Here is a 16,698-nt window from a genome sequence, read left to right on the forward strand (position 1 = left end):
TTTCCGGAAAAGTCATCTTATTTCAGATAAAAAGGCACCAAAACGGACCGGCACAGAAAAGGTTAAACCACTCCGGTCTGTTTTGGTGCTTTTTTCTTTCATCAAGCGGAATTCCGGATCATTATCAGCGACCGGATATTGTGAGATTGTATTTTTCTCCCATTTATGATAATATATTTGTATGTAAATTTATCCGAATGAAAAGCGGCATGATGGCATAATCACCATTATGTTGCTTTTTTACGTTACACTCAGGACAAGATGCATGAGATCCAGTTGTTTTGCGTGCTCTTCTCCGGAGTCCATTGTGTAAATGCGGGTGGTTGAGATGTTGGCATGTCCGAGCAGATCCGCCAGTCTGGATAAATCTTTTTCCATGGAATAGTAGGTTCGGGCGAACAAATGACGCAGGTTGTGGGGAAATACTTTTCCCGGTTCCACACCGGCGCTGCGGCAGAGAGATTTCATGTCCCTCCAGATATTATTTCTGTTCAACGGCCTTCCGTCCCGGGTGCAGAAGATGGGGCCGCGTGTGATGTTGTTTTCCCTGCAGTAGCAGCGAAGGGCGCGGCAAAGTTCTTTTGTCAGGAATACGACACGGATTTTCCCTTTACAGTCTACCTCGGCGCGTCCTGTATAGAGTGAATTGACGGTGAGGTATTTGAGTTCCGAAACGCGGATGCCGGTGGCGCAGATGCTCTGCATTAAAAGTGAGAGCCGCCGGTTTCCTTTTGATTCGGCTGCCCGGACAAGACAGATGTATTCCTCACGGGTCAGAACCTTTTCAGCCTTTAAAAATATTTTGCGCTGCATTTTGACCGGTTTTACCTTGCAGAGTGCCAAACCGCAGAAGTCCAGATATCCGTTGACAGCCGCCAGCATGGAATTGATACTGGCAGGTCTGTGGCTTTCGGCCAGACTCTCCTTCCAGCCCAGCACGGCTGCCTTATCGATTTCTTTCCCGCTGAGAAACAGAAAAAACGCGCGAAGATCGCGGATATATTTTTCTATCGTATTAGAGCTGCGCTCCTGTTCGTGCAGATAGGATGCATATTCTTTTAAAGATGCCGGAGATACGGCTTGATGCATAAGGGTATTTGTGTCATGTTCCATCTTTTTACTTCCTCTCTTCGGTTTGATATTTGTTATTTTACCGAAAATGAGGTGATATAATACCCTGAAAATTGTAAAATTAAAAATTCCATATTTTACCACGTTCTTCCATCGGAAATATTAATATGGAAAATCAGACATGGAAATATGATACAAAGAGAGTCGGGAAGATAAAAAATTTGAATTTTAGTAAGTTAAAAAGGGTCATACGCTGTTCTAATGACGGCGTATGATCCTTTATGCATTGATGCGGACGAACCGCTGAATACGGTTTAACAATTAAGACATTGATGGAGGGTAAGCAGCAGCTCCTCAATCTGTATGGGTTTAGAAAGATGGCCGTTCATTCCGATCTGCAACGATTTGCGGCTGTCCTCACTAAAGGCATTAGCCGTCATCGCGATAATCGGGATGGTTCGTGAGTCGGAGCGTCCCATGGTACGCAGCCGTTTGGTAGCTTCAATTCCGTCCATAACAGGCATATGGATATCCATCAGGATGGCATCATAATGGCAGGCGTCATGACCGGCAAACGTCTGGAGGGCGGCCTGGCCGTTTTCCGCCGTTTCCACGATAAAACCGTTCATCTCCAGGAGAGTCTGCGCTATTTCACGGTTCAGTTCATTGTCCTCCACGATTAAGAGGCGTTTTCCCTTAAAGCTGTCGGAGCGCATATCCGGCAGATGTTTCTTCACAAACGGAAGTGCATCGCTGTAAGGAAAGCTCAGGGTGAAGAAGAATTCCGAACCGCGGCCGGGTTCACTTTTCACTTTCAGTATCCCGCCCATCATCTGGACGAGGCGGCTTGAGATGGCAAGGCCGAGTCCGGTACCGCCGTAGTGGGATGAGGTGTCTCTGGCCGCCTGTTCAAAGGCGTTGAAAATATTCTGCAGGGCTTCCGGGGCAATTCCAATACCGGTATCGCTTACGGCAAAATGGAGGGTCAGGTGATCCTTATCCTCCTGTACGGGCGTAACGCGCAGGATAACGCGGCCTCCGGGCTCCGTAAATTTGACTGCGTTGCCGACGATGTTCAGAAGGACCTGTTCCAAGCGCAGTTTGTCGGCCAGGAGAGGATGGTTATTTTTATATTCATTGATAATGTCGAAAGACAGATTTTTGCCCTCGGCCTGAGGCAGCATCATTCCTTCCAGCGAAGAGAGGAGGGCCGCCAAATCGATTGTTTCGGGATTCAGCTCCATCTTGCCGCTCTCAATGCGGGACATGTCCAGGATATCATTAACCAGGTTTAAAAGGTATTGGTTGGAGGTGTCCAGTTTGTCCAGGCATTCCAGAACCTTCTCCTTATTGCCTGCCATGGAGCGGGCGATTGCGGTCATGCCGACGATGGCATTCATTGGTGTTCTTATCTCGTGGCTCATACGGGACAGGAAGTCCGTCTTTGCCTGGCTGAAGGCGTCGGCGCGTGCTTTCATGACAAAGGATGGGACAATTTTACCCATCTCCGCCAGTACGCGGCGCTGTTCTTTTGTCCAGGTGTAGTTATCCTGGCCGACTTCGAATCCCAGGGCGCCGATAAATGCGCCATGGTTCCAGATTCCAGCATGAAGGCAGGAAGGGAACGGGGAAATTTCCTTATTAGGACATAAGCCGTACAGACCGTCCGAGCCGTAGCAGCCGGCCGCCGCATCGTAGCTTTCCTTCGTTATGTAAATGGGCTTATTAAGATGAAGGAAGGATTTATCCCTGGCCCACTGGTAGGTGAAATGGCAGGTCAGGAAAGCCGGATCAATTTCCAGCAGTGATACGCGGTCCAGATGGTAAATTTTACCCATCCTCGCAAACAGCAGAGATACGGCATCCTCCAGGTTATTTGCCTTGCCGAGCAGATCTAGGGCAAAGGAGATCAGGTTTTCACCGCGTTCGGAGTCTTCCTGCTCAATCGTATTGACGATATATTTTTCGGTGTACAGGTTGGTCAGCATCACGCCGAGTTCGTTGGAGGTATCGAGATAACAGGCGGCGCGTCCCCGGCAGTTCTCTTTCACATACTTCAGCGTGCTTTCTGCGCAGCGGTAGAGGCCGCTGTATTCATTGACCACCTCGGTGGAACACATTCCGATGCTGACGGAAATAGGGGTGCCGCTGTCCGTCTGGGCCAGAAGATTTTGTACCTGCTCTGCGATATGCGGGCCGATGATGGTGGCCTGCTTCTTATCGCAGTTTTTTAGGAAGAGCATAAACTCATCGCCTCCGAGACGGATCTGGAGATCCTCTTCGCCGGTGCTGGTCCGGAGTACGTCCGCCACTTCCAACAGCACTGCGTTGGCAAACGTAGTTCCTTCCTCATCGTTGAGCCTGGAGAAATCGTCCATATCCAGGAGCATGATGACGCAGTTTTCATCATCCGACTTTGACTGCATATATTCCTGAGCAAGCCTCGTGCCGGTTTCTTTATTCCAGAGTCCCGTCATGCTGTCACGGGATCTGGCTTTTTCCAGCGCGGAGGCCATCTCTTTTTCTTTTGTTATATCTTCTATAATTCCCACTACAAAATCGGGTTTCCCTTTTTCATCCCAGCTTACGGTTGACATAATAACACGGCACCATACGCCGGTATTGGTCAGAAACTCGGAATTTGCCGTGCGGCTGCCCTGGTGGATGGCATCATACATCTGCCTGCAGACGGCGTGGTATGCGGGCAGGACGAGCTGCTCAAGAAAGCTGTCGGGCATCCGATCATACCGCCCGTTACAGTGATAGTATTCGCAGGTACGCTGTGGAATCACACAGTTGCGGATATCGGGATAATAATAGAATTCACAGATAGAAGTATGCTCCAGCGCTACTTTTAGAATCTCATTGCGGGCCTCAAGCTGGGCAGACAGTCGGTGATTCTGGAGAATCGCCTGTTTTTCATGATCGGCGGTAAAGAATATACTGTGGTTTACATGCTCTTCCCCAATAGAATCATTGGTAATGGAGGAGGAATCCTGCAGGATTCGCGGATCAGACACATGGAGGGCGGTGATTTTCCAAATCTTGTCCGAACGTGCACAGGAAGCGCTCAAACGGGCTGTGAGCGTATAGGACGGTCCTGAGGGCACGGGCCTCATCAGTTTGAGCTCTGTCATGAAAACAGCGTGATCGGGAGAATCTGCCGCCTCACACGGCTGAATCAGTTCCGTCATGTACGGATCGGGATCACGGGAGATTTCTTTTTCAAGAAGTTTTTCCACTTCGCGGATCCCGCAGAGAGCCATATCGTTCCCAACGCCGATCCACAGTATATTATCCGACAGAAACGAGAGTGCGTTGTCTATATTACGGTGTATTAAATAAGCATCTAAAAAGTCCCTGACGGTCTTTTCTGCTTGGCCTTTTCGTGTGTCCATTCATATCCTCCCAAACCCGAAGCGGGACGGCTTCAGGCCGTGTCATTAGCGGGCTTTTCAGTGTAGCAAAAGCAAATCTGTTTCTGCTCTAACAATACCATTTATAGGACTATTTTGCAACGGATATCAGGCGGTGGGAGGGGAATATATTTTTTCCATTTTATGCCGGAAATAAGATACAGGGGGCTTTTTTCGTGCCAATATTTCATTTGGTTTAAGCACAGTAGCGGAGTGTTTCAACATAATCCCCCAGACAGGGAAGAATGAAAAATGCATAATCTGCACACTAAAAAAAGAAAAGCACTTATAAAAAAGACTTCTGATAATAATTACAATAAATTCCACAAATAAATACACTATACAAAAAAACAAAATCGAATATAGTTTTTTGACTAATGATAAAAATGACAATAAAATACATGTAAATAAGGCAAAGTTAAACGTATTAAAAAATAATTGAGGAGGTAAGTTATGTTCAGAATTGGTATTGATGTAGGCGGAACCTTTACAGATGTAACCCTGCTGGATGCGGATACGGGAAAATATTATACCTATAAGCTGTCGTCCACATTGCAGGATCAGTCTGTTGCAATTGCCGACGGCACGAAGGAAACCCTGGATCTGTATGGGGTGCCTGTGGAGGAGATAGAGTATTTCGGACATGGAACAACGGTCGCTACCAACATGATTATCGAAAGAAAAGGTGCGAAGACGGCATTAATTACAACCAGGGGGTTCCGGGATCTACTGGAGATCGGCCGGCAGGTACGGCCGTCCCTCTATAATATTTTCGAAGATAAGCCTGAGACATTAATACGGCGGGCGTTCAGAAAAGAAGCGGATGAGCGCGTGATGTCCGACGGAACGATACTGAAAGATATCAGAAATGACGAAATACGTGAAATTATAAAAGAGCTGAAGGCACAAAACGTTGAGTCGGTTGCCGTATGCTTCCTGTTCTCATTTTTAAATCCCCAAAATGAAAAGATGGTGGAGGAAATAATCAGGGAAGAATGGCCCGAGGCATATATCTCCATCTCATCTACGATATTGCCGGAATTCCGTGAATTTGAACGCCTCAGCACTACCGTAATCAATTCATATCTGGGGCCGAGGATGAAAATGTATATTAATAACCTCCAAAAGCGGATAAAAGAGATAGGAATATCGGTGGAACCATATATCACACAGTCGAACGGAGGAGTTATGTCAATCAGCTCCACGATCGAAACACCGGTTCAAACGGCGCTTTCAGGTCCGAGCGCAGGCGTAATGGGAGCCATTTATGTGGCGGGCAAAGCCGGATATAAAAATATTATTACATATGATATGGGGGGAACCAGCACGGATGTCTCCCTGGTAAACAATGGAATCGCAGAGTACACCACAAAGCGGAAAGTGTGCGGCCTGCCGTCGGGTGTTCCCATGATCGATGTACATGCCGTTGGCGCAGGCGGAGGCAGTATTGCTTATATCGACAATGCGGGGGCATTAAAAGTGGGACCGGAAAGCGCAGGAGCGAGTCCCGGTCCGGCAGCATACGGACTGGGCAATGAACAGCCGGTTGTGACGGACGCTAATCTGGTTCTTGGGCGTATCAATCCGGACTATGTGCTGGGAGGACGGCTGAAGATAAATGCTTCGCTGTCTAAAGCGGCTGTGGAAGAAAAACTGGCAAACTCTATGGATATGACGCCGGAGCAGGCCGCCCAGGGCGTCATCAGCGTTGTAAATTCCAATATGGCAAGGGCAATCCGGGTTATCACGGTTGAAAAGGGATATAACCCTTCGGATTTCATTCTGACCGCCTATGGCGGAGCCGGTCCGCTCCATGCCGTCGAGCTGGCGCAGGAAATGGGAATCGGCACGGTGCTGATCCCGCCGGCGCCGGGAGCTCTCTGTGCATTAGGCCTTTTGACTGCGGATATCAAAAAGAGTTATGTGAAGACGGCCCTGCTGGCCTGGGAGGAGGCCACGCCGCAGAAAGTAAATGAGCTGGTAAACGGGCTTATGGAACAGGGAAAGAAATGGCTCGTTTCGGAGCATGTGCAGGAAGACCGGCAGAAATTCCATAATATAGCGGAAATGCGGTACGTAGGGCAGAATTATGAACTTCAGATTGAAATTCCGGCGGCAGAGCTCACGGAAGCCGATGTTGAAAAGATGAAAAAAGACTTTTTCCTTGCCCATGAGATGAACTACGGATACTATAATCCGGATGCCCCCGTACAGTTTGTCAATTTCAGAAGCGAGGCGATCGGGCTTGTGACCAAACCGGAGCTTTCCGAGCTGGAATATGAGATGAACGATCCCGGGAAAGCGGTTATAAGCAGGAGAAATGTTTATTTTGAAAAGACCGGAAGAATCGAATGCCCGGTATACGGCCGTGAAAAATTTGGAAAGTGTGAAAGAGTGGAGGGACCGTGCATCATTGAGCAGATGGATTCCACAACGGTCATTCCTCCTGGTACTTGGTTCAAAGTAGACAAGTATGGAAATCTGATTGTGAAAGTATTTGTACAGGAGGAGGCTGAAACATGAAAAAGATAGACGGCATTATTCTTGAGGTAATAGGAAACACGTTCATGTCTATTGCCGAGGAAATGGGCGCAGTGCTGGTAAAGTCGGCATATTCTACAAATATTAAAGAGCGTAAAGACTGTTCCTGCGCGCTGTTTGACGCATCGGGCAATACAATCGCACAGGCGGAACATATACCGATGCATCTCGGATCCATGCTCGGCATGGTGGAAGAAATCAGAAAAAAATACAGGCCGGAAGAAATTAGGCCGGGGGACATGTTTATAGCAAATGATCCTTATAACGGCGGAGGGACGCATCTGCCGGATATTGCGGTGGCTTCTCCTGTTTTCCACGAAAATGAGCTGGTGGCTTTTGTAGCCAATATCGCCCATCACAATGATGTGGGAGGCCGGGTACCCGGATCCAATGCCGCGGATTCGGATTCTATCTATGCGGAGGGGATCCGAATTCCGGTGATTAAAATATTTACGGAAGGAACGTTAAATACGGATATCCTGGATATGATTCTGTTAAACTGCCGGGTCAACCATATACGGCGGGGAGATTTAAATGCCCAGTTTGCCTGCAATAAGAAAGGAGTCCAAAGAATGGAAGACGTATGCAGGCGTTACGGCAACAGGCTGATAAGGGATTGCATGGCAGAACTGCTGGACTACTCCGAGCGCAAAATCAGAATTGCATTGAAAGAAATTCCGGACGGACAGTATGAATTTTCCGACGTTCTGGATTCGGACGGAGTCGGAAGCGGCCCAATTCCGCTCAATGTAAAAATCGAGGTGAGAGGAGAAGATATTTATCTGGATTTTACAAATAATACCGATCAGGTAAAGGGGGCGATTAACCTTCCCGTGACGGCGCTCTATGCCTCGGTTTACTATGGAATTAAAAGTATTGTGGATCCCTCCCTTCCGGCAAACGGCGGTTATTACCGCGCCATACATATCACCAGCCGTCCGGGATGCATACTCGGGTGTACGGAACCGGCCGCCTGTGCCGGCCGCAGCGATACGGCACAGAGGGTAGCGGACATGGTTTTCGGGGCAATGGCCCAGGTGGTGCCGGAAAAGGTAATAGCAGGAACAAACAGCGCCATTACCGGAATTTATTTCGGAGGAGTGAGTCCGATCGATCATCAGTATTACGTCTACATGGAAACCTTCGGCGGCGGATCCGGAGCCAGATTCAATAAAGATGGGCTAAGCTGTGTGCAGGTTCATATGTCGAATACCTCGAATCTTCCGATAGAAAGCATGGAAATCGAGTTTCCGTATATGGTTGAGCAGTATACTCTGGTTACAGATTCGGGCGGCCCGGGACGGTTCAGAGGCGGCCTGTCCATGATGAAGGATATACGGGTACTGGGACACAACAGCGAATTTTCAGTCAAAGCGGACAGGCAGAAGATGCCGCCATGGGGGCTTTTTGGCGGAAAACCGGGGCTTCCGGGGAAAATTATCCTCTATCCGGATACACCGGAGGAGCAGGTGATCGATTCCAAGAAATCAGGAACACCTCTTAAGGAAAACGGAGTTTTAAGATGCCGCATGCCGGGAGCGGGAGGATATGGCAATCCGCAGGAACGGGATAAGGCGCTGATCCGTTATGATCTGGAGGAAGGATATATATCCAGGGAAAGCGCGAAGCGGGATTACGGCATGACGGAGGCGGAAATTAACGGTATTGCAATTATGGAGGAGGATAACAGAATATGAATATAAAACTGCCGGCAGATCACTTTTACCATTATATAGACGGGGAATTGGAAGAGGGGCGTTCGAGAACGGAGCGGGTATGCTGTCCCGGAAATGAGGAATGGGTTGCCGATGTAAAGCTGGCAGACGGCGGACAGGCCGTCAGGGCCCTGGAGGCGGCTGAGAGAGCATTTCCAATGTGGTCGTCTCTTTCTCTGGAGGAGAGGGAGAGTTGGGTTAACAGGCTGCGGCAGGCCATTGCGGATGAAAAAGAAAATCTGCTGACGCTCTTGCTGCTGGAATCAGGAAAGCTCAGAAGTCATGCACAGTTTGAGACGGACAGCCTGATTAATTATCTCGGATTCTTTATGGAGCAGGCAAAATGCAGCCAGGAGGAAATCCTGCGCGATATCAGCGGCGGCCACGGAATGTATATGACGGTAAGGGAACCGCTGGGGGTGGTGGCGGCGGCCCTGGCCTGGAATTTCCCAATGCACAATGTTGCAACAAAGATTGGGCCGATTCTGGCCTCCGGCTGTACGGCGGTTATAAAACCGGCTACCAAAACGCCGCTGTCCACAATGTATCTGGGAGAAATTTTAAAGAAGATAGGGTTTCCCAAAGGAGTGCTTAATTTTATCGCCGGAGATGCGGGAGAGATCGGAAAGGTTCTCTGTGAGAGCAAAATTCCAGCCATGATCACGATGATAGGTTCCACCCAGGGCGGGCTGCACATGATAAAAGATTCGACTACATCCGTCAAACGGTTTTCTATGGAACTGGGAGGAAATGCTCCCGTTATTGTTACAGCCACAGCCGATTTAAAAGCAGCGGCAGCACATACAATCGGAAATAAAATGAGGTGTGCCGGACAGACCTGTGTTTCTCCCCAGCGTGTTTATGTACAGCGGAACGTATATGACGCATTTTTAAAGGAGTGTGTCGACATTGCGGAAACGGCCAAATGCGGAATGATGGATGAGGATGCCAATACGGGAGCATTGATCAGCGCCGATGCGGTGGAGCATATGGAAGCCATTGTGGCCGATGCGCTGGCAAAGGGCGCAAGAGTGGAGTGCGGTGGAAAGAGACCGGAGGAGAAGGAAAAAGGATACTATTATCTGCCCACCGTCCTGACGGAAGTCACGGATGACATGGAAGTGATAAAAGAGGAGGTGTTTGGCCCCATTGTGGCCGTTATCCCGTATGATGAGCAGAAGGAGGCTCTTAGAAAGGCCAATGACAGCCGGTATGGATTGACATCCTATATCTGGGCCCGGGATTATAACGAAATCGCGGCGCTTACCAAAGGCCTGGAGGCCGGAATTGTCAATGTAAACGGTCCGGGTACGGGAGCGCCTTATCCCCACGGAGGTTGTAAAGACAGCGGAATCGGCAAAGACGGAAGCAGTTTCTCGCTGGAGGAATATTACTACGTTAAGGGCATCCGTATAGCTCTGAAGTAAGAGAGGGCGGTTAATATGATCGTGGAAATTAAAAATAAACACCAGCTACTTGCCGCAGGTGTGCCGGAATCCAGACAAATTGTACTGGAAATCACGGAAGAAGTGCTGGGAAAATTGAATGCCTACGGCAGGATCCGATCCATTATGAGAATAGAGGGCACTTTTCTTAAGATTGGGGATAAAAGCTGGGATCTTTCTAAAAAAGACCATATATACCTGATTGGCGCGGGAAAAGCCTGCAATGCGATGGCAAAGGCCGTGGAGGATATACTGGGGGATTTTTTGACGGACGGCATTGCCGTTGTAAAAATACAGGAACCGGAGGACGGATTCGAACGGACCAGGGTGTACACGGGCGGTCATCCGATTCCCAATGAGGAGGGATACCGCGCCTGCATGGAAATACGGAAAATGATAGACCAGGCTTCCGCCGGGGATCTGTTCATCTGCGTGATGAGCGGAGGCAGTTCTGCACTGATGAGTTGCCCGGTGGAGGGCATCACGCTGCAGGAGGAGATGGAGACCACCGATGTACTTCTTAAGTCGGGAGCGGGTATCAGGGAAATCAATGCGGTCAGGCGCCACATATCCGGTATGAACGGCGGTAGAATGGCGGAGCTTATCAGGGACAGGGGGGCTGAGCTGATTGGGTTTAATATCAGCGACTCGGTGGGAAATCCGCCGACAGGTGATATTTCCGTACCATGGACCGGTTTTTACGGCACGCCTATGGGCCCGGATCAGACAACACTTAAGGACGCGCTCGGAATGATACGTGATTACAATCTCAAAAAGAGACTCCCCAAATCTGTCGTTGCATATCTGGAGACGCCGGGAGAGGGGAAGGAAACGCCGAAGGAGTTCCCGGAAAATACATATTATCAGATTAATACCCTGCCTGATTCCTGCGTCTATGCGATGGAAGCGGCAAAGAAACGAAAAATTCCGGCCATTGTGCTGACCACATTTATTGAGGAGGAGGCAAGGGAAGCGGGGGCGATGATGGCCTCCGTAGCAAGGCAGATCCAGGAATACGGCCAGCCGGTTCCACCGCCGTGCCTGGTATTTTCCGCCGGGGAAGCGGTCACGACGATTACCGATAACAGCAGAGTCAGAGGGCATGGAGGGCCGTCACAGGAGATGGCCCTGGGATTTGCTCTCAAAGCCTCTGAGGTCGGAGGCGCGTGTTTCCTTTCCATAGATAGCGAAGGAACGGACGGAAGTACCGATGCGGCGGGTGGAATTGCCGATTCTGAGAGCCTGGAGGCCCTGGCAGGAGAGGGAGTGGACATTTACAGGACATTCAGGGAACACTCCGGATTTGAGGCTCTGACGAAGGCTAGGGGCATTGTATATACGGGAAATACAGGGACGAATGTATGTGATTTTAACGTACTTTATGTACCCAAAAGATAATCCGAAGATAGAAAGAAGGAATATAAGGTGAAGACTTCAATTGAAACGATCAGGGCAAGGCAGATTCTGGACTGTAAGGCAAGGCCGGTTTTGGAGGTCGATGTAATTACACGGGGAGGATGTCAGGGAAGGGCGGCTGCTCCCACCGGGACCTCGGTGGGCATGTATGAGGCCTTTATACTCCGTGACGGGGATGAGAGCGAATATGAGGGGCTCGGAGTGCATAGCGCGGTGAGGATGGTGGAGGACATTATTGCCCCGGCGCTTCAGGGGATGGATGTCTGTGATCAGGAAAAAATTGACCTCCGGATGATCACGCTGGACGGTACGAAAGACAAACATAAACTGGGAGGAAACTCAATATACAGCGTCTCCGCAGCCTGCCTGAGAGCGGCCGCAGCCTGTGCTGGGCAGCCGGTTTACCGGTATTTGGCCGGACATGAACTGAAAACAATTCCTCTCCCGACGTTCAATGTTGTGAATGGCGGAAATAACCGGGGAATCAGGCAGGCATTTAACGAATTTATCCTGGCGCCGTATAAGGCGGAATCGGTAGATGAGGCGGTTGCAATGGCGGTGCAGGTCTACCGCCGCCTGGAAAAAGTGATTCCACACTATTGCAAAAACGCAGAGCCGTTTTTAGGCGGTTCATACGGATGGGCGGCTCCCTCGGAAGATCCGGAAACCATTCTGAATCTGATGCAGGAGGCAGTGGAGCAATGCGGATATACCGGGCGCATGGCGTACTGCCTGGATTGCGCATCCAGTGAGATGTATGACAAAGAAAACGGGACGTATGAGCTGAACGGAAGCAGGGTAAAATCAGAAGAACTCATTCAGTACATGAAAATGTTAACTGAGAAATTTCCGCTTCTTTTTGTAGAGGATCTGCTGGATGAGAATGACTGGGACGGATTTGAAAGGGCGCATAAAGTTTTGACAAGGACAAACCTGATTGGAGACGATTTTATCGTTACCAACAGAGAACGGCTGGAGGAGGCCTGCAGGAGAAACGCCGTCGACGGCTTCATCCTGAAACCGAATCAGGTAGGGACACTGACGGAAGCGCTGGATACGTACCGCTTTGCACAACAGAAAGGACTTCTTACGATTCCCTCAGGCCGTTCCGGCGGTGTGGTGGGAGACATAGTGGCGGATCTGTCCCTTGGCCTGGAAACGCCCATTTCCAAAAACGGTGCGCCAAAATCGGGTGAGCGTCTGGATAAAATGAATTCCCTGTTAAGGGCGTCCAGCGAGAATCCGGGCAGCAGGCCGGCTGATTTATCCCGGTTAATCCATTTTTAAGAGCAGGGGGCGGAGTATGAAGTTTGAACCGATACCATTCAAGATTCAAGGAGATATGGAGGACTGCCTGCCTCCAATGATCCGGGTCCGGCAGAACTTTTCCGGAAGGAGAATCCGGGATGTGGAAAGAGAGACACTGGACACGTTAAGACGCCTCCCCTTAGAAAATATTGAAGATAAAAGAATTGCGATAACGGCAGGGAGCAGAAGGATTGCCAACCTTCCTGAGATTCTGAGGATTCTGGGGGGATTTCTCTGCTCACGGGGAGCCCGGCCGTTCATCGTCCCGGCCATGGGCAGCCACGGTGAAGCAACGGCAGACGGTCAGGCCGAAGTTCTCAAACAACTTGGGATTACGGAAGAAAGCACCGGTATGGAAATTATATCCGACATGGAGACGGTATGTTTGGGGATAACAGACGGCGGATGCCGCATCTATTGTGGAAAAACAGCGGCCGAAGCGGATGGAATTGTGGTTTGCGGCCGGATCAAGCCTCATACCAGCATCAGTGGCATCATAGAAAGCGGCCTGTGCAAAATGATGGTGGTCGGTCTCGGAAAACATAAGGGGGCGGCGGAGTTTCACAGGCAGGGGTATTCCAGCCTGGCGGAAATCCTGCCCGAGGGCGGCCGGTTGTTTCTCAGGAAAGCGCCGGTGCTGTTCGGATTGGGCATTGTTGAAAATGCCTGCGATGAGACAATGGAAATCGAGGCAATGATGCCCGGGCGGCTATTGGAGCGGGAAGCGGCGCTTCTTCAACTGGCGAGGAGGAATATGCCCCGTTTTCTGGTGGACGAGATAGATGTGCTGATTGTGGATCAGCTTGGAAAGGATATCTCGGGAGGCGGCATGGATCCCAATATTACAGGGCGCGCCATCACTCCCCTTCCGAGATTCCCGACCGTGCCGGTTCACTGCATTGTGGTGCTCGGCATAACCGTCCCATCCCATGGAAACGCCAATGGAATCGGAGCCGCAGATCTGACGACGTGCCGGGTGGCGGAAAGCATAAATTTTAACGCTATGTATACCAATATACTGACGTCCGGCGCCTATATGGCCGCAAAACTGCCTGTTATCCTGAAAGACGATGAGACTGCAATACGCGCCGCTGCGTGCTGTACTCCAAAAAGAGGAAAAAAGTATGTAAAAATGGTTCATATCAGAGACACCCTCCATTTATCGGAAATAGAGATATCCGACAACTATCTGGAGGAGATAAAAAACGAGGCCAGAATAGAAGTATTGTCGGCGCCAGAACAGTTGAAATTCGATGGGGAGGGGAGGATAGTCTCTTTTGTCAAGTGAGAGGCGGTATTGGCGCGGGCCATCACAGATAGTCCAGAAAAATTTCTGAAATATACGCCAGTTCCGTATCAGGAATTTTAGTATTAAACAGCTTCTCAAGGACTTCTATATTTTTACGGACAGTGTTAAATAACTGTTCGTGTCCCCGGATAAATTCTTTTGTTCTCTTATAGGGCAGGGTCTCCCGCTTGATGGAGCGTTCTACCATAAAGGAGGCATGCACGATAAAACGGACGGTGAGATTGTCATTATCCCCGATTTTTAACCCGGTCTGTATGTCGTTCAGGGTGTTGGACAGGAGGCTGTATAATTTATCGGAGTCCAGGAAGGTCAGGGAGTCGTGGATAATGTTTTTTACTATGGTGGAGATCTTATTCTCAGGAGTAAGATTTCTGCCATTATTCAGGTTGGAGGAACAATAGCGGGCAAAATACTCGATGGAATTAAAGGGATCATCGGAAAAACTGACGGCCTGTGAGACAATTGCCCTGGTGAGCTGGTCAATGTAGTATACGTTGTTATCCAGTTTGCGGAATATCTGGTTGACCAGCTCGGGAGCCAGAGGGCCGTCGCTAATCAGGATGACGCCTTTGGAATTATAATGGGAGGCCAGTTCGTCTACAATGGGGGAGTATTGAACATGCACACTTGTATCAGGAGCCGCATTTTCGCAGGTGAAAAAAAGAGGTCTGTTTTCGGCAGACAGCGAGGCGGTAAATTCCTCATAGACTTCCGTGATGCGCTGCCATCGGCACAAGATAAAGACCTGGATTTTGGTCTGTGTCTGCAGCGTCATTGCCATAGTGAGATAAAGACTACACCACGTCTTTTCGTATTCGGGAAGTGTAAAGTCAAACTCTCTTGAAATGATATCGGCAAATGCATTTGTGGCGGGAAAGACCGCTTCGTTTAGAGTAAGTTCCCCGGGAACGGAAAAAGACTCCGGATCATATGCCTTAGAAAGGCATTGCTCTATCACGGTTGCCATGTGCGCATACAATCCCAGGTAAACGGCGGGAGGATTCTGCACGGGCAGAAACTGCGAAAACGAGGCAGCAGGAAAGACACTCATTAAAATCTGGTAAGTTTTCGAAGTTTTCATTACTTCACGCGCGGATCGGGAAGTATGCAGCGCGTTTTCACACTGGTGCACTATATCGGTATCACCGGTTCCGGAGGAGAATGGTTTTGCGCTGTATTTCAGAAAATCCCCGTTCTTGTCAATCGGAAGTTTTTTCACCTGTTCAAAGGTAAAGTTATCCTGGGAAGGATAAAAATAAACGGTAGAAAAATTTACCCGCTCGCCGGCTGTGTTCATGTTGGAAAGAATCACGGCGTGGTTTTCCGTCTGGCTGAAAATACGGCTGGAAATGTCGTCAAGCTGTATACGGACCGTATCGGAGGCCGGATAGGAATTGGCATAGGCGTTTCTGCACACAAATGCCACCTCACCTCTCAGGGAAGCGAGATTGCGCTCATATTTACTGCAGAGCAGGTTATTAAAACAGACTTTGCTGAGTTCAATGGGCTTTTTTATAATGTCACACTGCTCCTGGAATGCCTTGAGGATCAGCATCATTTTTTCTTTCGTCGTTCTTTCCGACCAGGAAGGCAGGTGGATGCTTACAGCGGCATAGGCCAGCTCCAGTTTTAATTTTTCCTGCATATGTAAAGTATCACAGATGACGATAAAGGCTGAAATACCGGATATATGTCCGCTTAAAATATGGTGGAGCGTGTCCGAAAACAGGGAGTAGCTGTTATTATCCAGTGTATCGGGGGAACGGAATACAAGAATGCAGGGAGGCGTTTCCACATCGGCAGGAAAGCGGTCGGAAATATCCACATCGGAATTTTTTCTGAAATCCAGATAGAGGATTTGTTCTCTGAGCGTATTCTTAATCTGGATTTCGGCATCCAAAATCGCATGTAAAAAAGCAGTTTTTCCGCTCCCGGGTTCACCGGACAGAATAAATCCGTGGACGGGAGACGGATAAATAAGTACATTTTTAACAGTAGTTACCAGTCCGCATAAACTTTCATTGGTTCCGGTGCCGATTAATGAATGAAAAGCAGTGACGGAGGAACGGATATCATCGGGATGACTGGAGAGAAGGGCACGCTTAAGCTGCTCCGAGTTCTCAAAGGAGGGAGGCAGTTGTGAGAGAGAAAAATAATCACACAGGGTCTTTTTATCAAAATACAGGGTAGGGCGTCCCTGTACCTTAACAAGGATACCATCCTGAAAGAGCTGGTTAAGGCTTCGGGAAATATTGCTTCTGTCATACTTCATGTCAATACTGAGAGCCAACGCATAAGATTCGGCAGAGGCAAAATTTCTGGAAATAGCGGCTTGCAGAGTTTTTCTCTGTATGATTGTGATAAGCCTTGAATTAAGTGTATTTGCATAACTTGTTCCCATATGGTGCTCCTTCTTTTGAAAATGAGGATTTAATTGAGGAATGAGAACGCCGCCGGGACGGTCGGGGTTCGGGATG

The 16,698-nt window shown here is 49.2% G+C and carries 9 protein-coding genes; 6 read left to right on the forward strand and 3 right to left on the reverse strand.

What is annotated here, in order from left to right; all coding sequences use genetic code 11:
- Positions 1–240: 240 nt before the first annotated feature.
- Positions 241–1,113, reverse strand: a complete 873-nt coding sequence (locus QZT18_RS15420) for a tyrosine-type recombinase/integrase (protein ID WP_294149018.1) — start codon at positions 1,111–1,113, stop codon at positions 241–243.
- A gap of 272 nt (positions 1,114–1,385) precedes the next feature.
- On the reverse strand, positions 1,386–4,469 hold the full coding sequence (locus tag QZT18_RS15425; RefSeq protein ID WP_294149019.1) for an ATP-binding protein: 3,084 nt from the start codon (positions 4,467–4,469) through the stop codon (positions 1,386–1,388).
- Between the two features lie 471 nt (positions 4,470–4,940).
- On the opposite strand from QZT18_RS15425, the gene QZT18_RS15430 reads away from it, so the two are divergent.
- Genes QZT18_RS15430 through QZT18_RS15455 form a run of 6 tightly spaced genes read left to right on the forward strand, consistent with a single transcriptional unit; the run spans position 4,941 to position 14,200 of the window.
- Positions 4,941–7,010 (forward strand): hydantoinase/oxoprolinase family protein, encoded by a 2,070-nt coding sequence (locus QZT18_RS15430; protein ID WP_294149022.1) that lies wholly within the window; start codon positions 4,941–4,943, stop codon positions 7,008–7,010.
- Positions 7,007–8,725, forward strand: coding sequence for a hydantoinase B/oxoprolinase family protein (locus tag QZT18_RS15435; protein ID WP_294149024.1), 1,719 nt, complete (start codon positions 7,007–7,009; stop codon positions 8,723–8,725). The genes QZT18_RS15430 and QZT18_RS15435 overlap by 4 nt, the downstream gene beginning before the upstream one ends.
- On the forward strand, positions 8,722–10,170 hold the full coding sequence (locus QZT18_RS15440) for an aldehyde dehydrogenase family protein (protein WP_294149026.1): 1,449 nt from the start codon (positions 8,722–8,724) through the stop codon (positions 10,168–10,170). The genes QZT18_RS15435 and QZT18_RS15440 overlap by 4 nt, the downstream gene beginning before the upstream one ends.
- Before the next feature lie 15 nt (positions 10,171–10,185).
- Complete coding sequence (locus tag QZT18_RS15445) at positions 10,186–11,586, forward strand: glycerate kinase (RefSeq protein ID WP_294149028.1); 1,401 nt, start codon at positions 10,186–10,188, stop codon at positions 11,584–11,586.
- 27 nt (positions 11,587–11,613) lie between these two features.
- A complete protein-coding gene (locus tag QZT18_RS15450) occupies positions 11,614–12,891 on the forward strand; it encodes an enolase C-terminal domain-like protein (protein ID WP_294149030.1) in 1,278 nt (425 codons plus the stop codon).
- A gap of 16 nt (positions 12,892–12,907) precedes the next feature.
- Positions 12,908–14,200 (forward strand): lactate racemase domain-containing protein, encoded by a 1,293-nt coding sequence (locus QZT18_RS15455; RefSeq protein WP_294149032.1) that lies wholly within the window; start codon positions 12,908–12,910, stop codon positions 14,198–14,200.
- Positions 14,201–14,222: 22 nt separating this feature from the next.
- Here the strand turns inward: QZT18_RS15455 and QZT18_RS15460 are convergent, their stop codons facing one another.
- Positions 14,223–16,622 carry a PRD domain-containing protein gene (locus QZT18_RS15460; protein ID WP_294149034.1) on the reverse strand — a complete coding sequence of 800 codons (2,400 nt, stop codon included), beginning with the start codon at positions 16,620–16,622 and terminating at the stop codon, positions 14,223–14,225.
- Positions 16,623–16,698: the final 76 nt, after the last annotated feature.

The organism is uncultured Clostridium sp. (genome assembly GCF_900547735.1).
In the GTDB taxonomy this organism is placed as follows: Bacteria; Bacillota; Clostridia; order Lachnospirales; family Lachnospiraceae; genus Otoolea.